This is a genomic window from Novosphingobium aeonii (assembly GCF_052279045.1).
Taxonomy (GTDB): domain Bacteria; phylum Pseudomonadota; class Alphaproteobacteria; order Sphingomonadales; family Sphingomonadaceae; genus Novosphingobium.
On the sequence record NZ_CP176833.1, the window covers coordinates 108,102 to 131,239 of the forward strand.

Genomic DNA, 23,138 nt, shown 5'->3' on the forward strand with positions numbered 1-23,138 from the left:
GGATAGGCGGCAGGTTCTCATTCCACCAGCACGTTGCCGGGCAGGAGTGCGAGATTCTGGATTGCGGCAAGGCCCCACTGGGCCGCGCTGTTGGTCGAGAGGCCGGGGATTTCCACTTGCCCTTCCGCGACATTGTGCGCTGCCAGATCGGCGGGCAGATCCCGGTCGTGGAACTCTGCCCAGGCGCGTCTTGCCAGTGCCCTGTCGCCCAATGCATGGGCCGCATAGGCGGTGAGGCGCGAGTGTGCCTGGTGCAAGTTGTGCCCGCGCGGAGGTTCGCCGAAGCGGCGCTCCCAGTCAGCGGCGGGGGCATTGTACCAGGCGCAGTAGTCGATCCAGGCGGCGCGGTAGCGGGGGGTATCTACCAGCGGGAGCACTTCGGCCATGATCTCCACCACGCCGAACACGGCATTGAGGTGGCTGACGCTGATCTGGTCGCCGCCCGACACGAAGCGGCCGCTGGCGAGGTCGAAGTTGGCGCCGCCCGCCCACCATTGACGTGGCAGGGCGGCGATGCTGTCCATCCCGGCGACGATGCGGTCGCGCCAGCGGCGCTCGCCGGTGCGCTCCCATTCGGTGAACCATGCCGCGACAAGACTGCCCCAGCTCGTGCCGAACTGTAGCTGGATCACGCCGTCGGGCAGGTCCTTCGGCTTCGTGACCGCGGCGATGCCGCCGGGCGGCAGAGATTCCGGCGCACGGTCGGCGACCTTGCGGCCGATATCGACTTTCTGAAGCGCCCGGTCGGAATGGACCAGCGCGCGCATGAGGTCACCCACGCGTTCGTCGCCCGTGAGGTAATAATAGATCCGGCGATAGGCGGCATTGGGAACGCGCGGCTGCTTCGAACTGTCGCTCCAGTGCTGGACGCCGTGGCGGGTGCCGAGCCCGGCCCATGGGCCCATGTGGTAGACGTCGACCTCTCCGGTGTGGCGGGTCATCGCCTCGGCCATGCGGAAAAGGCCGGCGCGGCCGGTGCGCAAGTAGCTGTACCAGAGCCACAGGTCGGTCGAGAGTTCGCTGTTGTCCCAGGCATAGCCGCCGATGTCGTAGCGCCACTGATGCCGGTCGGCATCGTAAGTATGCATGACGTCGCCGTGGTTCCAGAAACCGTACCAATGGCGCCGCTCGATCTCGCCCTGGTAATGGCCGAGCAGCAGGTCGTTCTGACGTTCCACGGCCGCCGCTGCCGGGCCGGTGATCGCGGGTAGAGCCCAGTCTCCGAAGACCCCGGCAGCCCGGATCTGCGCGGGGCTCGCCAGGAGGCGCGGCGGGCGGGCGACGTGGGCGGCGTAGCTTTCCAGCGTTGCGGTATCGGGTGTGGCGGGCAGCGCCCAGAGCCAGAGTTCGTTGGTCCGCGCGATGCCCTTGGCGCAATCCCAGCCCGGCTCGTAGTCCTCGTAGGTCACGTCGAGGCCGCGGTTCTGCGCGGGGTAATCGGTCATGCCCAGCACGTCGCGATAGGAGCGCATGTCCAGCGCCGGAGCATCGGGCGCCCAGAGCCATGCGGTGAGTTCGGCTTCGTCTCCGGCAGCCCCGGCAATGTCGAGCTGGACCGGATGACGCTTCCAGAAGTCCGCCATGCCGATCGCCGCGCCGCCTTGCGGCGAACCGACATAGGCAAGACCGCGCGCACGGTGCCCTTCGAGAGACTGGATCGGCGCGCGCCCCTTGCGGGTGCGCTTGGTCACGACGAACCCCTCGGACGTACCCTGAAACAGCCGGAAATCGCCCCAGGCGGGAATGCTGTCGAGGAGCGGCGCGAACTTTTCCGGCAGCGCCGAGATACCCGGTGCGGCGCGGCCGTCGATCTGCGCTTGTCGGAAACCCTCGCCCGGATCGCGGCGCAGTCCGGTCAGCGGGCGCACGGCTTCGGCGAACAGGTTCTTTTCGGTGGCGAGGCGGACGTGCCGGTCATGCAGCGCGCCGCGCATCGGAACGCGGGCCTGCACGCCAAGCCCCGAGAGGAAGTCGCGATCGGCGTCGCCGTCCCAGATGAAGCTGTGCACGATCCGCACGGCGTCGCTGCCGCTGGTGAAGTAGAGCCTCAGGCTGAACGGCAGCCAGGCGCCTTCCTCGCCGGCATGGCTGCCCTCGACCTTGAGCACGGCGCGGACCGGGCCGGATTGCTCGATGGTCACGCTGCCTATGCGGCTGGTGAAATGGCGCTGGGTAAGGGTGTCTGCCTCCTCGCCCGAGGCCGCATCCTGCGCGCGGGCGACCAACGCGACATCGCGCAGGAGCACGCGGCCGTCGCGCTCGGCCGAGGCGATGACCGCGCTGCCCTGACGCGGCACGCGCCAGCATGTCGGGCCGACCTGCACGGCGATGGTTTCGCCCTGTTCCCTGACGGTGACTTTCTCGACCGGTGCAGCGGGGCGTCCGGGGGCGATCTTCACGGTCCGAGGCGCTGCACCGCCGCCAAGCGCATGGCCGCTCCACTTGATCGAACCGTCCGGCCAATAGGCGAGCGGCCAGCTTTGCACCGGCAGCGCGGCGCCTTCATTCGCTTGCGCGGCGAGGTTTCCGACCTGGCGCAAGACCCCGCGCGGCCAGGGAACGCCGAAGCTCTGGCCGCTGTCCCAACCCGGTGCCTCGCCATCGAGCCAGTGCAAGTCCGCATCTGGAGCCAAGGGCGAGGCGGCGAGAAGGCGGCCCGGAAGGGACAGGGCGGCGCCTCCGAGGAGACCGGCGCGCAGCAGCGCGCGACGTGAGCAGGGCATGACGGATCCTGGATTCAAGCGAGGCGGGAAACGGTGAAGTCGCGAATTCTGAGATGGCTTGCGGTGGTGCGCAGCGCGAAGTGGCCGCTGGCCAGCGGTGCCGGATCGTCGAAAGCGAAAAGCTGCCGGTCGCCCCGGAAGAAACCGATCCGCGCGCCGTCGGCCGTGAGACGGATGCGCTGCCAGCGGTTGCCGACAAGCATGTCCTCCGCGCCGCGCCGGTCGTTCTGCGGCAGCAGCGGGCGAATGCCGGGCGTTCCGACATAGCGGCGAAAGCGCGTGGTTGAATTGCCGTTTCCGCCGACGCCGACATAATAGGTTTCGAGGTCGTCGTAGTCCTCGAACCTGCCCGTGCGCGGGCGGGCCAGTGCGTTGCCTTTCGGCGCTGCCCGGTCCTGCGCCATCCAGAAGCAGTTGAGGTCGCTCACCCGGTCATGGGCGCCGCCTTCGGAGACCGCCTGCGCTTCGTAGTCGATGGCGATACGGCCTGCGAGGCGCGGCAGGAACCAGAGCGTCAGTCCTGCCGGTGCCTCGATATCGAGCACACCGCCGGTAGCGGACACGCGCGCCGGAGCCTCCGCTTCGATCCGCCATTGGCCGAGGCCGTGGCGGAAGCGGTCCGAGAACATCGTCCGCTGCCCGCCCCGCGTGAAGGCCGGGACCGGCAGGAGACATGCTCCCGCCAGCCCCGTCATCATCGCGCGCCGGGAAAGTGCCCGTGCGCTCACAGCTTGGCCCGTACGCCGAAGTAGACGCGGCGGCCGTAAGTCTCGATCACGTTGCGGCGATAGATGCTGTTGGCGTTCTCGATCCGGGTGGAATCGGTGAGGTTCACGCCCTCCAGGAACACCGAGACATGCGGGTTGATGACATAGCTTGCCGAGGCGTCGAACTGGCCGAAGGATTCGCCGAACGAGGGGTTGTTGCCGCGATCGACGGCGTTGATCAGGTAGCGGCTGCGCCAGTTGTAGGACCCGCGGATGGCGAAGCGGCCGTCGTCGTAGAACACCGAGGCGTTGTAGCTGTTGCGCGAAACGCCCGGGAACGGCAGGGAGCCGCCGGTGAAGTAGTCCTTTCCTTCATAGCCGCTGTCGCTGTTGAAGGTGTAGTTCGCGGTCACGCCCAGGTTGCTCAGCAGGCCGGGCAGGAAGTCCAGTCCAAGCTGCGCGCCTGCCTCGAAACCCTGAATGGTGACATGCTGGGTGCCGTTGACCGGAAGCCTGATGGTGTAGACCTGCCCGTCGATCTCCTCTTCCTGGCTCTGCGTGTCGATGAACGACTTGATGTCCTTGCGGAAAGCCGTGACCGAGACGTAGTTGGTGCGCGACAGGTAGTATTCGAAGCCGAGGTCGTACTGCCATGCGCGGTAGGGCTTGAGGCCCGGGTTACCGCGCGAGCCCGTGAGCGCCACGGAATCCAGCCTGACGTTGGGCGCCATCTGCGAAGGGGCAGGGCGGGCGAGCACATCCGAAGCGGTGGCGCGAACCACCAGCTTGCGCGGGATCACTTCGGCGCGCAGGTTCAGCGAGGGCAGCAGGACGGTATATTCGCCGGTGTAGCGGGCGGGCGTGATGACACCGTCCGTGCTCTGGCTACCGCTGGAAACCGTGCGCGTATGGACGAGGCGCGCACCGACCACGCCCGAAAGGTCAAAGCCCAGATCAAGGTTGAACGACCCCTGGAAGTATCCGGCGATCGTGCTCTCGCGGACCTTGTAGGTATCGAGCGGTGAAATGCTGGTGTAGGGATCGGGAATGCCCACGGCATTGGCGAGATTGTCGCCAAGGTTCCACCAGCGATCGATGCCGGAGAAGCCGAGGTCGCCGGTCTTGAAGAAGCTGCCGTCACCCATGCCGCCGTAAGTGTTCAGCAGGTCCTGGATTCTGGCGAGCTGCGCGGCCGGGGTGGTGGTGGCGAGAACCTGCGTGCCGGTTACGCCCGAGCGGGTCAGCGTGGTCTGCCCGGTGATGCCGTTCAGCGTATAGACCGCGTTCTGGAAGCGGCTGCTCGACACCAACTGGTTAAGCTCGACGCCGCTCTTGAGCGAGGTCAGGAACCCGCTTTCATCGGGCTTGTACTCGGCATCGAACTTGGCGCCGGTCTCGCGCTGCTTGTTGAGGCGCGGGCGTGCCTCGACCGAGAGGGTATTGATGCCTTCGGTCGTGGTGGTGTCGATCGGCAGGATGATGTTCGGCGCGTTCTGCGGGTTGTTGTAGTCGATCGTGATCCACGGCAGCGCGTCCTTGCCGGAAACCGAGGCGGTCACGTCCACTTCGTCGTTAAGCACGCGCGAGGCGGCATAAGTGCCGCGTGCCGAGAGCTTGAACTTGCCGGTGGTCCACTCGGCACCGAGAATGCCGTTGAAAGTGCGGCGGTTGAGGCTGCCGATCACGCTGCGGTAATTCACGCTCGGCCCGGAGCCGGGGTTCGAGCTGTTGACGAAGGTCACGGTCTGCGCGGTCTCGTCGCGAATGACGACACCGGTGGGATCGATGCCGCCGTTCGCCACGGATTGCGTGGTGCTGAGCTGGAGGTACTGGTCGTCCGAGGTCGTGTCGCTGCGGGTATAGGTGCCTTCGACATAGGCGCGGAAATCGTCGTTGGGCCGCCATTCGAGGATGCCGTTGAGGGCATAGCGCTTGGTCGGCTCGGTTGCGGTGATGTAGCGCGGGATGTCGGGATAGAAATCACCGAAGCCGCTGCCGTCGAGATCGACACAGCGCGCCTGGTTGCGGCCGGAGAGGCAGTTCTGCGCGGCGGGGGTGGCGGGCTGGGTGGTTTCGACCTGTCGCCACCCGGTCGTGCGCGCCTGGTCGTAGCGGATCGTGCGTTCTTCGTAAGTGCCTGAGAGCAGCACGCCGATGGTGTCGTGGGCAAAGAGCTTCGAGCCGATCACCGCGAACTTGGGGTCCACCTTGTCGGCCAGTTCGTTGTAGATGCCCTGGGCCGAACCGGCGAGGTAGCCTTCCTTGCTGTCGAACGGGCGGCGGGTGATGATGCGCACGGTGCCGCCGAGGCCGCCCTCGGTCATGTCCGGCGTGGCGGACTTGAGCACTTCGAGGCGCGAGACGAATTCGGCAGGAAGATCGCGGAAATCGACTGCGCGGTTGCTGCCGTTGCCGGCCGCTGCCGCGATCGAGGTGGAAAGCGCCGACTGGCCGTTGATCTCGACGCGGTTGAGCGAGGCATCGGCGCCGCGAATGGTGATCGCCTGCCCTTCGCCGCCGCTGCGGGTGATCTGGACGCCGGTAATGCGCTGGAGCGCCTCGCCGATGTTCTTGTCCGGGAACTTGCCTACGTCCTCGGCCGAGATGGCGTCGACGACTTGTGCGGAATCGCGTTTCACGGCCAGCGAGTCAGCCAGGCTCTTGCGGATGCCGGTGACGATGATGTCGGCGCGCGAAGTGTCGTCAGCGGCGGTTTCCCGCGTGTTCTGCTGCTGCGCATCCTGCGCGAAGACCGAGGTGCTGGTGAGGAGAAGCGCAATGGCTCCGGTGAAACGATACACGACAATGTGCCCCTTTTTGTCGGACTAAAAAGCGACGTCGGGCTAATCTCTACCGATTTGGTTGACAAAAAAGATTTTCTACGGGCACCGGAAGGCCGTAGGCGTCCGCAATGATAGATGAGCAGGACGAATATATTGCGCCATGCCAATGGCCTGCCCGCTGCGGCAAACCCGCCGATCGGCTCAAATCCTCGCTTGGCGCTGAACAGGTGCATGCTTCAGCACAACTCATAAAAAGATGCGCGAAACGCAATTAAAAGGCTGCATTACGCAAGCCGGATGTCCGGGCGCTAGTCAGGCCAGGCGCGCGATTGACGCCGTTCTGCAACCGATGCGGCGCTAGAGGCGTTATGCCCTCGTCCAGTCGGCTTCAGCCGACAGGCGGGGCGTGGCCGCAGGAAATGCCGAATTTCGGCCGACAAAGGAGAAGCGATTGCGGGGCTGGGTCCTGTTTCATCGAGAGCTTGATCCGGCCATCCCGGAGGTTCCGGAAATCCTGCGGTTTCAGGAAGCCGCAAGCGCCATGGGCATCGAGCTGCACATTCTCAATCCGCATCGCTTCGATCTCATCGTGGGCGCGGGGGACGATTGGGGGACGAAGTACCAGGGCCATCCGATGGAGCGGCCCGACTTCATCCTGTGCCGTACCGGCGCTGAGACGGACTACTTCACACTGGCACTGCTGCGCCATTTCGAGCGCCGCGGAGTGCGGCTGGTGAACGGCCCTGCAACTATCGAACGGGTGGCGGACAAGCTGCATACGCTCCAGAGCCTGAGCCGGGCGGGCCTTCCTATTCCGCGTACGATCCTGGGCACTTTTCCGATCGACGTCGGACTTGTGGAGCGTGAACTGGGGTTCCCGCTGATCGTGAAGACGCTCAAGGGAACGCGCGGCGCCGGCGTCCTGAAATGCGAGGACCGCGAGCAGTTCGAGGATCTTGCGGGCTTGCTGGAAAGTGCCGAGGCCAAGGCCGATTTCATTCTCCAGCACTATGTCCGTGCCAGCCATGGCCGCGACGTGCGCGTGCTGGTGGTGGGAGGCCGCGTGGTGGCGGCCATGGAACGGCGGTCGATGACGGGCGGTTTCAAGTCCAACGTTTCGCTGGGAGGCGTCGGGGTGGCGTACAACCCGCCACCCGAGATGGCCGAGCTTGCGGTGCAGGCGGCCGACGTGCTGGGCCTCGACGTGACCGGGATCGACATCCTGTTCGACGAGGACGGCTATCGTATCTGCGAGGCGAATTCGGCGCCGGGGTTCCAGGGCCTCGAACGCGCCAGCGGAATGGACGTGCCTTCCGCCATTCTCGAATGGATCAGGTCGACGCAGGACGCGCCTGCCGAAACGCCGGTACCGGCCGAAAGCAATGCCTTGGCCGAACTTATGTTCGGCGGCCGCACGGGCCTTCGGTCGATCAGCGATCGCAACGCCGATCCCAGGCGCTTCGCCCGCGCAATCGGTCTCAGGATGATCGCCGCCGGGGTCAACTGCCTTGCCCATGCCGCGATCCCGGCACCTCTGGTTGACCGGAAGAGCCGCACCAGCCTTGGTCTTCGCACCTTGTTCGAGGGCCGGGTCCGCACCGATCTGTCGGCGCTGGACGATCTCGAACAGGAGCGGACCTTGCTGGTCGTGCTGGGCGTGGCGATCTGGGCGGCGGTGCTTCCCTGGCTTGCCGGGGCGGAAGCTGCCCTGAGCGGGCTCCTTTCGGTGATCGCGCTGAGCTTCCCCATGCTGTTCCTGTTCACCGCGCCGGCCGGACGCTTCGGCAAGCCCGCCTCCCAATTGCGACGGAAGATGCGCCGATGATCGACCCGGCTACGATACCCTGGTCCGACCTGATCCCGTTCATCCTGATAGGCTTCGCCGCACAGACCGTGGACAGTGCGCTGGGCATGGCCTTCGGTGTGATCGGCAATTCCTTGCTGATGCTGCTGGGCATGCCGCCCGCGCTGGCTTCCTCGGTGACACATACCGTCGAAGGTTTCACCAGCGGCGCTTCCGGCGTTGCGCATGTTCTCCAGCGCAACGTCGACTGGTCGCTGTTCGCGCGGCTGGTGATCCCCGGTATCGCGGGCGGGCTCTGCGGTGTCTGGCTCCTCTCCGTGGTGAGCCTGACCATCGTTCGGCCTGCGGTGTTCGTCTACCTCGCGGCCATCGGGGTCTATCTTATCTGGCGCGGAGCAAGGCGCCCGCAGGCCTATCGCCGGATGAAGCTGGTCGGTCCGCTGGGGCTGGCCGGTGGCTTCCTCGACGCGGTAGGCGGCGGTGGCTGGGGGCCGGTGGTGACGGGCAACCTGCTGGCGCAGGGCATGACGCCGCGCATGGCGATCGGCACGGTGAATGCCGCAGAGTTCTTCGTCACCGTTACCGTCCTGTCGGCATTCATCGGCAAGCTGGGCTTGCAATCCTTCACGATCGCCGCCTCGGGGTTGCTGATCGGCGGGATCGTGGCGGCGCCGGTTGGCGCGCTCGTGACGCGGCGCCTTTCCTCGACGAGCCTGCTGAGAGGCGTCGGCAGCGTCCTGATAGCGATCAGCCTCGTCGGGCTGCTCTCGCTGATGTTCGGGGCGATCCCGGTATTCGCCCGCTTCTAGGCCGCTCCACCCGGCGCATACGTCAAATGCCCCATCCTGGGTGCGGCGAAGATTCGTATGAATATCGCGATGATTATTCATACTCAATCGGCGGCTTGGGCGACTCGCTCGTTTAGGCGCAGTGCTTGTCGCAGCGCGGCTGTTGCGGCCGCCCTGCTGTCTGCCCACCCGGCCTTGGCCGAGGAGGAAGTGCCTGTGGCGGCGGACAGGGAGATCGTTGTCTACGGGCGCGGTCTTGCGCAGATCGGGATTGCGCAATCCGGCTCGCAAGGCGTCGTGGGCTATGAGGATTTCGCGGACAAGCCGCTCAGCCGCGTGGGCGAACTGGTCGAGAATGTGCCGGGTGTGATTGCCACGCAGCATTCGGGCACGGGCAAGGCGAACCAGTATTTCCTGCGCGGCTTCAATCTCGATCACGGCACCGATTTTGCGGGATTCGTCGACGGCGTGCCCATCAACATGCCCACGCACGGGCATGGGCAGGGCTATCTCGATCTCAACTTCCTGATCCCTGAACTGGTTGAGCGGATCGACTATCGCAAGGGCCCGTACTTTGCGGATGTCGGGGATTTCTCAGCCGCCGGAACCGTGCAGTTCAGGACCGTCGACAGCCTGTCCCGCCCGCTGATGGAGGCGACGGCAGGCAGTTACGGCTACTACCGGGCGCTGGCGGCCGGCAGTGTGAAGGCGATGGGCGGAGACCTGCTCATGGCGGTGGACGGCACGCATTCCAACGGCCCCTGGGATCTCGATGAGGACCTGAAGAAGGTCAACGGCCTGCTGAAGTATACCCAGGGCACACAGAAACATGGATGGAGCATCGGTTTCACCGGCTACCGCGCGACCTGGAATGCGACGGACCAGGTTCCCCGGCGCGCCATCGACGAAGGGCTGATCGATCGTTGGGGAAACATCGATCCCGCACTTGGCGGACGCACGACCCGGCTTGGCCTGTTCGGGAACGCCGCGCTCGGGAATACGGAAATCTCCGCCTATGCGACCTATTACCGGTTCCTGCTGACGTCCAACTTCACATACTTCCTGAATGACCCGGTCAACGGCGACGAGTTCCAGCAGCGCGACCGGCGCGGCGTTTTCGGCGGCTCGGTCCGTCACCGTATCGAATCGCAGTTCGCCGGGCTGCCCGTCACCTTCACGCTGGGTGGGGACGGGCGGTGGGATCATATCGGCAAGATCGGGCTCTATTCCTCGGTCGCCGGCGTAACGCGCGCGGCGATCCGGAAGGACAAGGTCGACGAGTACAGCGGCGGTGCCTATGGCGAGGCGGCGGCCGCGCTTTCTGGCCGGCTGCGCCTGACGCTGGGCCTGCGCGGCGATGTCTATGGTTATGACGTGAATGCCCTGACGATGGCCGCCAATTCCGGCAAGGGTTCCGGCGCGATGCTGAGCCCGAAAGCCGCGCTGGCCTGGCGAGCGACCGACCGGCTGGAGTTCTACGCCAATTACGGAGAGAGCTTCCATTCCAACGATGTGCGCGGGGCGGCGATCCGCAACGATCCCGTCACGGGGGAAGCGGTGGACCGCGTGCCGGTGCTGGTGAAGGCGCGGGGTGAGGAACTGGGCGTGCGGCTGGAACTGCCGCGCTTTACCGCCTCGCTCGTGGCCTTCCACCTCAGCCTCGGTTCGGAACTGGTCTTCGTGGGTGACGGTGGCTCCACCGAGCCCAACGATGCCACGCACCGCCGGGGCGTGGAGGCGACGCTGTTCTGGCGCCCGGTGGACTGGCTGGCGCTGGATGCCGCCGGTGCGCTCACCCATGCGCGGTTTCGCGGCGTCGATGCGGGGGAGGACCGCATTCCCAACGCCGTCAGCGAAGTCCTTTCGGCCGGAGCGGCGGTCGAACTGGGCCATGGCTTCAGCGGCGCCCTGCGGCTGCGCCACTTCGGCGCGGCACCGCTGATCGAGGACAACAGCGTGCGTTCGCATCCCACCAGCCTCGTCAACCTGGGCGCCTATTACACGCGCGGTGCCGTGAAGATCGGTCTCGACGTGCTCAATCTCTTCGATGCCAGGGATGCCGACATCTCCTATTACTACGCCTCGCGTCTTGCCGGAGAGCCGGCGGAAGGCGTGGAGGACCGCCACATTCACCCGGTAGAGCCGCGCCAGGTTCGCCTTTCCCTGAGGTATCGCCTGTGATCGATCCGGCCACGCTCTCGTTTCAGGCGCTTCTGCTGACCGGTTTCGCGCTTGGCGCGCGCCATGCGCTGGATGCCGATCATCTTGCCGTGGTAGACGCTGCCGCGCGGCGATCTGCGGTTTCCCGGCCGTGGCACGCCCGCATGGCGGGGGTCTCCTTCGCGGCCGGTCACGTTCTGGTCGTGACCGGGATCGCTTTTGCCGGATGCCTGTTCCTTTCCCGCCAAGTGGCCCCGCCCGACTGGCTGGCGCTGACGGGAGTGGCCATATCGGCCACGACACTGATCCTGCTGGGCATGATGAACCTGCGCGCGGTACGTCGCCATGCCGGAACCGGGCCGGTCCCGGTCCGGGGCTGGCGCAGCCGGCTGGTTCCTCCTGCCGACAGGAGCCTGATGATCGTGCTGACCGGCGCCCTTTTTGCGATCTCGTTCGATACGGTGGCGATCGCGCTCGGGCTGGGGGTTGCGGGAAAGCTGCTGGGCGGCTGGCCCTGGGCGCTGATGGGCTGTGCAGGTTTCGCGGCGGGAATGGTGCTGGTGGGAACCGCGAACGGGGCCTTGACCGTCCATCTCCTGCGCTCGGCCGACGCGCGCGCGGCGATGGTCTCGCGCGCCGTCACCGGCGGGATCGGACTTGCCAATCTCGGGCTGGGCCTGCTGGGAATGGCGGCCCTGCTGCTGCCGAGGCTGGATCAATGGCGCGAGGCGCACGGGCTTGCCGCCAGCGCTGCGGTCGTCGCGCTCAGCGCCGGGACTTTCGCCTTCGCTGCGCTGCTGCACGCCCTGCGTGCCAGAGGAGGGCGCGCCGGGCCTTCACTTGCTGCGCGGTGACATATGCGCATGGCCGTGGTGGTCATGCGCGCCAGCGTGGTCGTGACCGTCTCCGGCTTCCACGTCGAGCATGTTGATCGTGCCGAAGCGCACGCCCCGCTCGGCCCGGACCCGGTCGGCGAAAGCCTTGACCTGGCGGGTCGGCCCCTTGAGCATCACGCTTTCCAGTCCGTGGTCATGGTCCAGCCGGACCAGCGTGCTGGCCGCCACCAGATCGTGGTGTTCGTGCTGGAGATCGGCAAGGCGCTGCGGCAGCGAGCGGGTGCGGCGGTCGAAGACGTAGGACAGGTTGGCCACGCAATGCTCGCTGCGGCTGTTCTCCTGCCGCCAGCTTTCGATGGCGCCGCGCACAAGGTCGCGCATGGCTTCCGAACGGCTCTGATAGCCGCGCTCGGCAATCAGCTGGTCCAGCGTCTCCACGAGTTGATCGTCGATGGAGATGGTCACGCGCTGCATGGATCGGGCACTTTCGGGATGGAAAAGACAGGCCCTGTCTGGCGCGGTGATCGGGCCCCGTCAAACCCGGCCTCCAGCTCGGATACTCCTGACCGCGCCCCAAGGGCGAACGGACCGAGCCGGAGCGGATGCGGAGGGTAATGGATGCGAAAAGGGGAAGCCCTTTCGGGCTTCCCCTCGAACCTGTCCGCGTATCGCTGAGCGATCAGCGAGACAGCGGCGTGGTGGCCGATGGCGTGGTCGTGCTTCCCACTGAATCGCCGACGCGCAAGTTGTTCTGCACATGGCGCACGCCGGTGATGTCGTCCGCAAGGTCTTCGGCGCGGCGCTTCGACTGGCGGCTGCTCACCGTGCCCTCAAGCGTGACTTCACCGTCCTTTACCACAACCCGGACATGGCTGGCGTCGATCCGCCAGTCATTCGTCAGCGTATCGTTCACGTCCTCGCGAATACGTTCGTCGGAGCGGGTGTAATCGGACGGCCCGCGGCCGCGATGATCCTCGCGGTGGTCTTCCTCGCGCCGGCGCGTGGCATCCTCGCTGCCGAACCAGCTTGCGATCTCGTCGCCCGCGCGTTCGAGGAAGCCGCGGCGTTCGCCATATTCGCGCCAGCCGCCATAGTCATCGCTGGATGCCCAGCTTCCGGGGCCATGGCTGGGCCGATAGGAACCGCTCGGCCTCATGCCGCCGGTCAGGCCGCCGCCGCGATTGTAGAAATCCCGGCCGCCATAGTCGTCGCCGGTGAATTCGGCGAAGTCGTTGCCGCCACTCGCATCGAAAGTGTGCGTGGGGTATTCGGAGGTGCTTGCAGAGCGGCTCTCCCCGGAGAAGCGATAGCGGCGTTCGCCTTGCAGGGGTCGCCTGTCGTCGCCGCGATAATCGCGCGAGCCGGTATCGTAGCGGCTGGCGCCATCCGGGCGAGCCCTGTCGCGGGCGCGGCCTTCACCGAAGTGGCTGGTGCCCTGATCGTCATCCTGCACCCAGTCACCGCCGGCCTGACGGTTTGCGTCGGCTTGCCACTGATGGGTCTGGCGCGGCGAATCCCAGGACGATTCGTCACTGCGATAGCCGCCGGAAGGCTGCTTTCCGGCCGAGGGCGTGATGTTGGGATCGCGTCGATTCATGGCTGCTCTCCTTGGCGTTTTTCAAAACTTTCGGACGGAGGAGATGTCCGGGACTGGCCGGCTCTCTCGGCGTCTGAAGTTCAAACGGGCCGCCGGGGATTGCGATCCACTGTCCGGCGCGAATTGCGGGGCGTCTGTCGCAGAGGGCGGCGCAGGGGGCGGCGTTCAGGACGAAAACCGGTAGGGGTCGAACCCGTCGCCATCCGGGTCGGGCTCACCCGCAAGCTCGCGCTCCAGCAGTTCCGCGGCGAGAGCGGCGAAGGCTATGCCGTTGCCGCCGAACCCGGCCGCCAGCCAGACATGCTCCATCGAAGCGCTGCGGCCGATCGCGGGCAATCCGTCGGGGGAACTTCCGAAGGTCGCGCTCCAGGCGCGATCCCATGCGATCGGCCCGGACCCCAGCGTGGCGGCCAGCTTCGCGGCGATCGTTCCCGCCTTGCCGGGGAGCAGCGCATCGCGGTTGTCGGAATCGGCCAGTTCGACATCCTCGCCGCCCGCGATCACCCGCCCGTCGGGTGTGGTGCGAACGTAGAGGTAGGGATCGCTCGCCTCCCAGATCATGGCGTCCTCCCGCCAGAGCGGAGCGATTCCGGGCCGCGTCGCAATGGCAAAAGTCGAAAGCAATGAGAAGCTGGAGGGCAGGAACAGGCGCGCGCGCTCGTAGCCGGTGGCCAGGATCACGTCCCTTGCGCGGAACGAGCGCCCGTCGGACGCCTCCAGCACGATCCCGGCGGGATCGGGGTGCAGCGCGGCGATGTCGATCGGATAGACCACTTCCGCGCCGGACTGCCGGGCGCGGCCCAGCAGTTCGTGGCAGGTATGCACGGGGTCGATGGAGAAGGAGCCGGAGGAGACGATACCGGCGCGGGGCGCCACTCCGAAACGTTCGGCCACGGCCGCCGCGTCGAGGTAGTCGGACGGCAGGTCATGGCGGCGATGGGCTTCGGCTTCCTCCCGCAGCCCATCGGCATCCAGCAGGTCGCCCGCGAGATAGAGCGTGGGACATGTGCGCTTGCCGTCGATCCCGAGCCGGTCCAGCCGTTCGCCGAACCGCTGGACCGCGGCGAACACGCGCTTCCAGCGCCGGGCCGCTTCCGGCTCGCCCAGCGTCCGGGCCAGGGTCAGCAGGGGCACGTCCATGGCCCACATGATCTGTGCGGTGGAGGCGGCCGTGCTGCCGCAACCGGGCGGACGGCGATCGCAGACGGCGACTTTCCGGCCGCTTGCGCTCAGGCGTTCGGCCAGGATCGCACCCATTATGCCGCCGCCCAGGATCGCAATGTCCACTTCGGCGGAAGGGAATTCCGAGGTCTTGGGGCAGTGCCATTCGCTTTCCCGCCAGGGCACGCTGCCGGTGCGCAAGTCGCGGGATTCCGTGAGAACCATCGATTGCTCGTTCATCGCCATTGCCGTCCTTCGCCTTTGCCGAACCAGACTGGAACGTGCGAGGCGGGCGTTCGGGGGCAGCGCGATCTTCATCTCTTTCGGCGCTCGCCCGAATGGCCACGGGAACCACGACAGGCCCTCGCGGCTTCCTTCTTCCTGCGAGGAAGGAACAGGCCATGGCCGCACGCGCATACTGGCAGGGACAGATCAGGCTGGCGCTCGTCTCGATCCCGATCGAGGTCTATCCGGCCACGAAGTCCGGCGCCGCGATCTCCTTTCACCAGATCCACGAACCCACCGGAAAGCGCATCCGCTACGAAAAGGTGGCCGCCGGCGTGGGCCCGGTGGACCGTGATGAGATCATCAAGGGCTACGAGGTGTCCAAGGGCAACTACGTCCTCCTCGATGAGGAGGAGATCGAGGCGGTGAAGATCGAAAGCCGCAAGACCCTGGAGCTTGTCCAGTTCGTGGATGCCGACGAGATCGACGTGCTCTATTACGAGAAGCCCTACTTCGTGGTGCCGGCCGACGATCTCGCCGAGGAAGCCTATATCGTGCTCCGCGAGGCGCTGCGGAAAAGCCGCAAGGTCGGGCTAGGCCAGTTGGCGGTGCGGGGGCGCGAGCAACTCGTGTCGATCAAGCCCTGCGGACGGGGCCTCGTCATGGAAGTTCTGCGCTATGCAGACGAGGTGAACAAGGCGCAGGGCTATTTCCGCGAGATCGGCGACGACAGCCCCGATGCCGACCTGCTCGACCTGGCGACCACGCTGATCGACAAGAAGACCGCGCCTTTCCGCCCGGCCGAGTTTCATGACCGCTACATCGACGCGCTTCACCGCCTGATCGACAAGAAGGTCAAGTCCAAGAGCAACAAGCGGGTGCTGGAGGACGTCGAGGAACCCGCCGGGAACCGCAAGGGCAACGTGATCGACCTGATGGCGGCGCTCAGGAAATCGGTAGGCGAAGGGGGAGCAGCGAAGAAAGCCGCGCCCGCGAAAAAGGCGCCTGCCAAACGCGCGGCGCCTTCCGGCAAGACCGCGGCGACACGCGGCAGCAAGCGGGCCTGAGCCATGGCGCGAGGCGTGAGGAAACCCGATCCCCTTGCCGAATACAACCGCAAGCGCGACTTCGCGAGGACGGCGGAACCGTCAGGCAAACAGGGGGTGAGCGCCGGCGGCGATCTCTTCATCGTCCAGAAACATGCCGCGCGGCGGTTGCACTGGGATTTCCGGCTCGAAGTGGACGGCGTGCTCAAGTCCTGGGCGGTGACCAGGGGGCCGAGCGCCGATCCCGAGGACAAGCGCCTTGCGGTGCGCACCGAGGACCATCCGCTCTCCTACGCCGAATTCGAGGGAAGCATTCCGCACGGCGAATACGGCGGCGGCACGGTGATGCTGTGGGACGAGGGGACATGGGCGCCGGTCGCGGGCAAGAGCGCGAAGGATATCGAGCAGGGCCATCTGCATTTCGCCCTCCACGGGGAACGGATGAAGGGCGAATGGCTGCTGGTGCGCATGAAGGGCCGCCCCGGCGAGAAGCGCGAGAACTGGCTGCTGCGCAAGGTCGCAGACGGTGAGGCGCTTTCGGGCGACAGGTTAGTGGACGAGGGGCTTACCAGCGTTCTCACCGGCCGGACCATGGCCGAGATCGAGGCCGATCGGCAGGGCACTCAGTCGCTAAGGGGCAAGAAAGGCAAGGCTTTCGCGCAGGCCATGGGCGCTGCGGCCGAGCATAATGCAAAGGCTGCGAAACCGAGGGCGCGCAAGGCGCGAACCGGCACGCCGCCGAAATTCCGCGCCTTGCAGCTCGCGACTTTGGTGGACGCGGTGCCGGACGGCAACCTGTGGATGCACGAGATCAAGTTCGACGGTTATCGTGCGCTGGTTGCGGCGGCGGGAAGCACGGTCCGCGTCTTTACCCGCAACGGCCACGACTGGACCGACAAGTTCGCGCCGCTGGCCGGGATCATCGCCGGGCTGGACCTGCCGCCCTGCCTGGTCGACGGAGAGATCATCGCGCGGGGCGCGGATGGGAATCCGAGCTTCTCCAGCCTGCAGGCCGTGCTCAAGCGCGGCCATGGCAGCCAGAAGGACAGCGATGCTCTGGAGTTCCACGCATTCGACCTGCTGGAACTTGACGGTCGCGATCTGGCCCCGCTTCCCAATATCGAGCGGAAAGAGCGGCTGGAGGCGCTCCTTTCGGAAGCGCTGCCGCCCGTTTTCGTGGCCGACCATGTGATCGGCGCGGGCGAAAAGCTATACGATGCCATGTGCCGGGCCGGGCAGGAAGGCGTGATCGCCAAGCGCATCGATGCGGCTTACGCGGGGCGGCGCACGCGAAGCTGGGTCAAGATCAAGTGCACCCGGCGGCAGGAGTTCGTGGTGATCGGCTGGAGCCGCTCCACTGCGCGCGGACGGCCGTTTTCCTCGCTTCTGCTGGGCCAGTACGAAGACGGCAGGCTGGTCTATCGCGGCAAGGTCGGCACCGGTTTCGACGCCGATGGGCTGAACGACATCGCCGCCAGACTGGCCCCTCTGGCACGCAAGACCGCGCCCGCCGAAGTGGCAGGCGCGGAGGCGCGGGGGGCGAGCTGGGTCACGCCGAAACTGGTCGCCGAAGTGGCCTTCGCGGAATTCACGGCCGAAGGCCGGGTTCGCCATGCCAGCTTCCTGGGGCTGCGCGGGGACAAGGAAGCAAGGGAAGTTGCGCCGGAAATGCCAAAACCCGCCCCACGCGCCGTGATCGACGTGAAAGTGACCAGCCGCGACCGCGTGATATTTCCCGAAAGCGGCCAGACCAAGGGCGAGCTTGCCGATTACTACGCCGAGATCGCGCCGCTCATGCTGCCCTTTGCCGCCAACCGGCCTATCAGCCTCGTGCGGTGTCCTCAGGGCCGCGCGAAGAAATGTTTCTTCCAGAAGCATGACAGTGGCTCGTTCGGCGAACATGTGCATCATGTCCCGATCCGCGAGAAGGATGGCGGCAGCGAGGACTATCTGTACCTTGGCGACGCGGACGGTCTGGTTGCCTGCGTGCAGATGGGCACGATCGAATTCCACGGCTGGGGCGCCCGCGCCGATGCGGTGGAGAAGCCTGATCGCATGGTCTTCGACCTCGACCCCGACGAAGGGCTGCCATTCGCGGAATGCCGCCGCGCCGCGCAGGACTTGCGCCGCCACCTTGCGGATATCGGCCTCGTCAGCTTTGCCATGCTTTCGGGAGGCAAGGGGGTGCATGTCATCGTGCCGCTTACGCCCGGTCACGACTGGGAAGCGCACAAGGATTTCTCGCGCCGGTTCGCCGAAGCGCTGAGCCAGGCGGAACCCGATCGCTACGTCGCCACGATGAGCAAGGCCAGACGCAAGGGCAGGATATTCATCGACTGGCTGCGCAACCAGCGCGGTAGCACAGCGGTCCTGCCTTATTCCGCCCGTGCCCGTGTGGGAGCGCCGGTAGCGGTGCCGATCGCCTGGGACGAGTTGGATGAGATGAGCGATGCGCATCCCTTCGCGATCGGCGATGGCCACCGCCTGATCGAACGGGCCGCCCAACTGCGGGGGTGGGGTTTCGCCGAACAGAGCTTACCCGACTTGTGATCTGCAGCATGTTCATAATGTTCATTTGTGAACACTGCAAAAAAATCTGTATCGTTGCTGAACATCGGCATTCCCAATCTTGAGAATTACTTAAGGAGCGAGTAACCTTCGGGACCTAGGGGCGGGCGGGTTTTTATGACATCAGAAGACCGTCGACTTGATGGGTGGAAAGCGATAGCGGCTCACTTCGGCCGCGACCGCACAACCGTTGCCCGCTGGGCGCGCGAAAGGGGGCTGCCGATCCATCAGCTCCCCGGCGGCAAGCAGAAGACGGTATTCGCCTTCGAGCGGGAACTGGTCGAATGGGCGCAGCGGAATTCCACTGCCGAACTGTTCGACATACCACTGCCGCAATCGCCGCAGGGTTCATTCGATGCGGAGCCGGACGGAGCGGTTACGGGGAAATATCGTAGCCCCGCCCTCTATGCAGGCCTTGCCGCGCTGGCGCTTGCAGGACTGTTCGCATGGGGCTTGTGGCATGACCGTTCGCAGAGCGAGGCCCTGCCCGAAGACCCCGTCGTGGCACGCGATTTCGTGGCCGCGCGCGATGCATGGGGGCACCGGACACCCAAGGATCTCGCCGCTTCGATCCGGCTCTACACGTCCGTGATCGAGCGTGACCCGAACTACGCGCCGGCCCGCGCGGGACTGGCGGAAAGCTGGCTGATCTACCGGGAATATGGCGAGGTGAACGACGCGGAGGCCTTCGGCAAGGCGCGGAGCGCGGCTCAGAAAGCGCTCGATCTCGATCCCGATCTGGCCAGCGCTCACCGTGCGCAGGGCTTCATCGAATACTGGTGGGACAACGATCCCGAAGCCGCGCTCAAATCCTTCCGCGAGGCGCTGCGGCTCGATGGAGAAGACGGGCAGACATATTTCTGGCTGGCCAACATCCTTTCGGATCTTGGCGAAGACGCGATGGCCGAACGGTATTATACCAAGGCCATGCTGCTGATGCCCGGTTCCCAGCCGATCGCGGTGGAACATGCCTGGTCGCGGTGGCAGGCCGGGAATGACCGGGAAGCGCTGGCGCTCCTGCTCGACCTCAAGCGAACCTATCCGCAGGACGCGACCATCAGCAGTTGTCTCTCCTGGGTCTATCTCGGCATGGGCGATATTCGCGGCTTCACTCGTGAACTCGGCGATTTCGCCCGGTTGCGCTCGGATCCGGGCGCGGCCGCGCTGGCGGAAAAGATGACGGGGGCGCTGAACAACGATCCTGCCCGCGCGCCCGACATCCTGATTGCGGATGCTCGCGGCGAACTTGCCGAGGGTGGGCGGCGCATCCGCCAGACACCGGCATTCTACGCCTCGGCCACCGGGCGGCGGAACGAACTGGTCTCGCTCATGAAAGAGGCGGTGGTGTTGGGGGAGCGCTGGAACTCCCGGCCCGTCACCCGGCGAATCGAATCGGCGTGGAAGAACGACCCGGAAGTGACCGGCCTGCTCGGGCAGTTGGTGTTCCCGCCGCCGAGGGTAGCGCTACCCTGATCGGGTATGAGCGAATAGCCCCTCTCCCATCGCCGCGGCGCTGATAAGAAAATGATTTTTGGCGGATTTCTGCAATTTGCAGCAATTTGCATCACCGTAGAATCACCTGCGTGGGCGTAGAATAATTCTTGTGGGCGTCGGGGGCATTGATCTGCTGGAGCAGGTCGCAGGATCGGGGGATCTGGACCAGGCCGGCGCTATATTCGGAGCGACCCAACCTAGGCCCCGCGCGGGAATGGTTTCCGCGGGGCCTATTTTTTGCGCATTCGCCAAAGAGCAGTTCGCCTTGCGCCGGAGCCGAGGGTTACGACCTAATGCGCTTCACCAATTCTCAGAGCGGCGAGCGCGGCGATCAGCAGGGTGGCGGCGGCAAAGGCCATGGTCCATATCGGCTGACCGGGGAAGAAGGCTTTCATGATCGAGCCCATGACGGTGGCCACCAGCAATTGCGGCAGCACCACGAAGACGTTGAACAGGCCCATGAACACGCCCAGCTTCGCCTGCGGCAGGCTGCTGGCGAGAATGGCGTAGGGCATCGCCAGGATCGAGGCCCAGGCGATTCCGATTGCGATTTCGCACAGCACCAGCGCATCCGGGTCGCGAATGGCCATGAAGCCCGCGAAACCGAGGGCTCCGAACATGAGGCACAGCGCGTGCGTGCGGGCCTTGCCCAGCCGCCCTGACAGCCACGGAAGCAAGGCCAGCGCCGCCACGGCCGCCACGCCGTTGTAGACGGAGAACAGCACGCCGACCCAGTTTCCGGCCTCCTGATAGGCGGGGCTGGAGGGATCTGCCGATCCGAAATGATACTGCGCGACGACCGGCGTGGTATTGATCCACATGATGAAAAGCGCCGACCAGCTGAAGAACTGCACGAAGGCGAGCCGCTTCATGATGGGCGGCATCCCGGAGAAATCGCCGACGATCCCAGCCAGCATCGAGGCGCTGCGCCCCGATCGGGCCAAGGCGATCGCGGCGATCACCGCCATCCCGTATGCCGCGAGCAGGCCGGCGAGCAGATAGACTTCCTTTTCCAGACCCCAGAACCGCACGGCCAGCGCGATGAGCACGCCTGCCGCGATCCACGGCGCCCCGCCCAGCAGGTTGCGGTCTGCCAGGCTGTCGGCCGCCGGTGCGGAAGGCGATTGCTCCGGCTCCTCTAAGGCGGCCTGCTCCTGCGGTGAATATTCGCGCGTGGTCAGGACCGTCCACAGCACAGCCGCCAGCAGGGCGAGGCCGCCCGCCAGGAAGCTGTAGCGCACGGTATCGGGTATCCCGCCCGGCACCGCGCTGTTGCTGATGCCGAAGTGGTCGAGAACGTAGGGAAACAGCGACCCCACCACCGCGCCGGCGCCGATGAAGGCGGTCTGCACCGCGTAGCCTGCGGTGTGCTGGTCCTTGCGCAGCATGTCGCCGACGAAGGCGCGGAACGGCTCCATCGAGATGTTAAGGCTGGCGTCGAGCATCCACAGCAGCATGGCTGCCATCAGCAGGCCGCCGCTTTCCGGCATCGCCAGCAGTGCGACCGCGGCCAGCACGGCGCCGCCGAGGAAATAGGGGCGCCTGCGGCCGAAGCGGCCAAGCCAGGTGCGGTCCGACATATGCCCGACGATCGGCTGTACCAGCAGCCCGGTGAGGGGCGCGGCGATCCACAGGGCGGGCAGGTCGTCGATCGAGGAACCGAGCGACTGGAAGACCCGGCTCATATTGGCGTTCTGAAGCGCGAAGCCGATCTGGATGCCGAAGAAGCCGAAGCTGATGTTCCATAGCCCGGCCCATCCCTGCCGCGGTTTTTCGAGCATTTCCGCGCCTTTCCCGGCCCCCGTCATCGGCATTCCTTCCCTTTGCCGCGCGCATCCATGGTCGCATCGGTCATGGCCCGGAGACCTTGCATGGCGGCTCGGCGACGGCAACATGCATACGAATACCTTCGAATTCCGGGCGCGACAGAACGACACCTAAGGGGCACAGAACCCCGCCTAGAGCGGGCCCAGCGTGCTGCGCCGCGCGATCAGTCTGGCGCCCAGCGTCGCTTCCGGCACGGGCCGGTCCTCGATCAGGGCGACCAGCGTTTCGACCAGGCTTTCGCCCGCGCCTTTCAGGTCCTGCATGACCGTGGTGAGCGGCGGATTGGTCATGCTGGCGGCGGGCAGGTCGTCGAAGCCCATGACCGCCACATCGCCGGGGATCGTCCGCCCGGCGGCGGCGAGCGCGCGCATCGCGCCGATGGCGATGAGGTCGCTGGCGGCGAACACGGCGTCGAATTCCACGCCGTCCTCGATCAGTGCCCGCATCGCGCTTTCGCCGAGGTCCTCGTGGCTGATCGCATCGTGCTGGAGCGCGGGGTCGCAGGCGATCCCGGCCTCCGCCATCGCGGTGCAGAGGCCGCGGTAGCGTTCGGCGAATTCGGGGTAGTGCTCGTCCGCCTGGCCGAGGAAGGCGATCCGCTTGCGGCCGAGGGCGATCAGGTGCTCTCCCGCCAGCCTGCCCGCGCCGAAATTGTCCGAGCCTACCGTTGCGCCGATATTGTCCTCGCTCACCGAGCCCCAGCGCACGAACTGGGTGCCCTGCCCGACAAGCTGCTCAAGCCGGCTTTCGTAGAGGGTGTAGTCACCGTAGCCGAGCAGGATCAGCCCGTCGGCGCGGTGGCTGTCCTGATAGCGGACGTGCCAGTCGTCCTCCATCTTCTGGAACGAGATGAGCAGGTCCATCCCGCGATTGGCGCATTGCCGGGTGATCGCGCCCAGCATGGCGAGGAAGAAGGGGTTGATCTTGGAATCGTCGGGCGTCTGCTCCTCGAAGAACAACAGCGCGATCGTGTTCGACCGCTGGGAGCGCAGCGAGGAAGCGTTCTTGTCGACCGAGTAGTTCAGCTCCCGCGCGATGGCCTCGATCCGGGCCCGCGTGGCCGCGCTCACCGCCTTGCTGCCGCGCAGCGCGCGACTGACGGTGGGTTGGGACACCCCGGCCCGATAGGCGATGTCGAAACTGGTCGGCCTGTTGCTCGGTTTGCGTCCCATCGTCCCGCTTCCCTGTCTCGCCCGCTAAAGTCCTGTTTTTCCGCCGTCTCGCCCATGTCCGCCGCGTTGCATTCGCGCAACGCGACGTGGCCTCGCGGCACTTGCGTATACGTATGCCATATTATGCATTCGCCTGTCCCGCCCTAAGCGAGAGGGAACGGAAAGAGTCGCGGTGCAAAAAATCGCCGGGCCTTCCACGGCCGACCCCGAGACATCGAAGGGGCGGACGGTCACTTGAGGAGGAGGA

Annotated in this window: 15 protein-coding genes; 7 read left to right on the forward strand and 8 right to left on the reverse strand. The window is 66.0% G+C overall.

Annotation, left to right across the window (positions count from 1 at the left end):
* Positions 1-17: 17 nt before the first annotated feature.
* From ACLIMP_RS16370 to ACLIMP_RS16380, 3 genes are read right to left on the reverse strand one after another with little or no spacing between them, the layout of a single operon-like run.
* Positions 18-2,723 carry an exo-rhamnogalacturonan lyase family protein gene (locus ACLIMP_RS16370; RefSeq protein WP_443478556.1) on the reverse strand — a complete coding sequence of 902 codons (2,706 nt, stop codon included), beginning with the start codon at positions 2,721-2,723 and terminating at the stop codon, positions 18-20.
* A 14-nt stretch (positions 2,724-2,737) separates the two neighbouring features.
* Positions 2,738-3,451: a DUF6250 domain-containing protein gene (locus ACLIMP_RS16375; protein WP_443478557.1), complete on the reverse strand. Its 714-nt coding sequence runs from the start codon at positions 3,449-3,451 to the stop codon at positions 2,738-2,740.
* Positions 3,448-6,231, reverse strand: coding sequence for a TonB-dependent receptor (locus tag ACLIMP_RS16380; RefSeq protein WP_443478558.1), 2,784 nt, complete (start codon positions 6,229-6,231; stop codon positions 3,448-3,450). The genes ACLIMP_RS16375 and ACLIMP_RS16380 overlap by 4 nt, the downstream gene beginning before the upstream one ends.
* Positions 6,232-6,664: 433 nt before the next feature.
* Here ACLIMP_RS16380 and ACLIMP_RS16385 point away from each other — a divergent pair, with 433 nt between their 5' ends.
* The 4 genes from ACLIMP_RS16385 to ACLIMP_RS16400 all read left to right on the forward strand — a co-directional run bounded on the left by ACLIMP_RS16385 (position 6,665) and on the right by ACLIMP_RS16400 (position 11,819).
* Positions 6,665-8,038, forward strand: coding sequence for an ATP-grasp domain-containing protein (locus tag ACLIMP_RS16385; RefSeq protein ID WP_185999192.1), 1,374 nt, complete (start codon positions 6,665-6,667; stop codon positions 8,036-8,038).
* On the forward strand, positions 8,035-8,826 hold the full coding sequence (locus ACLIMP_RS16390) for a sulfite exporter TauE/SafE family protein (RefSeq protein ID WP_054436148.1): 792 nt from the start codon (positions 8,035-8,037) through the stop codon (positions 8,824-8,826). Before ACLIMP_RS16385 ends, ACLIMP_RS16390 begins: the two co-directional genes overlap by 4 nt.
* A 195-nt stretch (positions 8,827-9,021) precedes the next feature.
* Positions 9,022-10,986, forward strand: coding sequence for a TonB-dependent receptor (locus ACLIMP_RS16395; RefSeq protein ID WP_324699143.1), 1,965 nt, complete (start codon positions 9,022-9,024; stop codon positions 10,984-10,986).
* Positions 10,983-11,819 (forward strand): HoxN/HupN/NixA family nickel/cobalt transporter, encoded by an 837-nt coding sequence (locus ACLIMP_RS16400; protein WP_185999190.1) that lies wholly within the window; start codon positions 10,983-10,985, stop codon positions 11,817-11,819. The genes ACLIMP_RS16395 and ACLIMP_RS16400 overlap by 4 nt, the downstream gene beginning before the upstream one ends.
* Here the strand turns inward: ACLIMP_RS16400 and nikR are convergent.
* The 3 genes from nikR to ACLIMP_RS16415 form a co-directional block, all read right to left on the reverse strand.
* Complete coding sequence (gene nikR, locus ACLIMP_RS16405) at positions 11,802-12,275, reverse strand: nickel-responsive transcriptional regulator NikR (RefSeq protein ID WP_054436153.1); 474 nt, start codon at positions 12,273-12,275, stop codon at positions 11,802-11,804. The genes ACLIMP_RS16400 and nikR overlap by 18 nt on opposite strands.
* 205 nt (positions 12,276-12,480) lie before the next feature.
* Entirely contained in the window at positions 12,481-13,398 is a 918-nt protein-coding gene (locus tag ACLIMP_RS16410) for a BON domain-containing protein (RefSeq protein ID WP_054436155.1), read from the reverse strand.
* Between the two features lie 165 nt (positions 13,399-13,563).
* Positions 13,564-14,784: an NAD(P)/FAD-dependent oxidoreductase gene (locus ACLIMP_RS16415; RefSeq protein WP_443478559.1), complete on the reverse strand. Its 1,221-nt coding sequence runs from the start codon at positions 14,782-14,784 to the stop codon at positions 13,564-13,566.
* A gap of 176 nt (positions 14,785-14,960) precedes the next feature.
* Here ACLIMP_RS16415 and ku point away from each other — a divergent pair, with 176 nt between their 5' ends.
* The 3 genes from ku to ACLIMP_RS16430 all read left to right on the forward strand — a co-directional run bounded on the left by ku (position 14,961) and on the right by ACLIMP_RS16430 (position 19,871).
* Positions 14,961-15,851, forward strand: coding sequence for a non-homologous end joining protein Ku (gene ku, locus ACLIMP_RS16420; protein WP_324699141.1), 891 nt, complete (start codon positions 14,961-14,963; stop codon positions 15,849-15,851).
* 3 nt (positions 15,852-15,854) lie between these two features.
* Positions 15,855-18,380 (forward strand): DNA ligase D, encoded by a 2,526-nt coding sequence (ligD, locus tag ACLIMP_RS16425; RefSeq protein WP_443478560.1) that lies wholly within the window; start codon positions 15,855-15,857, stop codon positions 18,378-18,380.
* A 135-nt stretch (positions 18,381-18,515) separates the two neighbouring features.
* The gene (locus ACLIMP_RS16430; protein WP_324699139.1) at positions 18,516-19,871 is read left to right on the forward strand and encodes a tetratricopeptide repeat protein; all 1,356 of its coding nucleotides are present in this window, start codon (positions 18,516-18,518) and stop codon (positions 19,869-19,871) included.
* Between the two features lie 311 nt (positions 19,872-20,182).
* On the opposite strand, the gene ACLIMP_RS16435 is transcribed toward ACLIMP_RS16430, so the two are convergent.
* Entirely contained in the window at positions 20,183-21,673 is a 1,491-nt protein-coding gene (locus ACLIMP_RS16435) for an MFS transporter (protein WP_324699138.1), read from the reverse strand.
* A gap of 177 nt (positions 21,674-21,850) precedes the next feature.
* On the reverse strand, positions 21,851-22,891 hold the full coding sequence (locus ACLIMP_RS16440; protein WP_324699137.1) for a LacI family DNA-binding transcriptional regulator: 1,041 nt from the start codon (positions 22,889-22,891) through the stop codon (positions 21,851-21,853).
* Between the last annotated feature and the right edge of the window lie 247 nt (positions 22,892-23,138).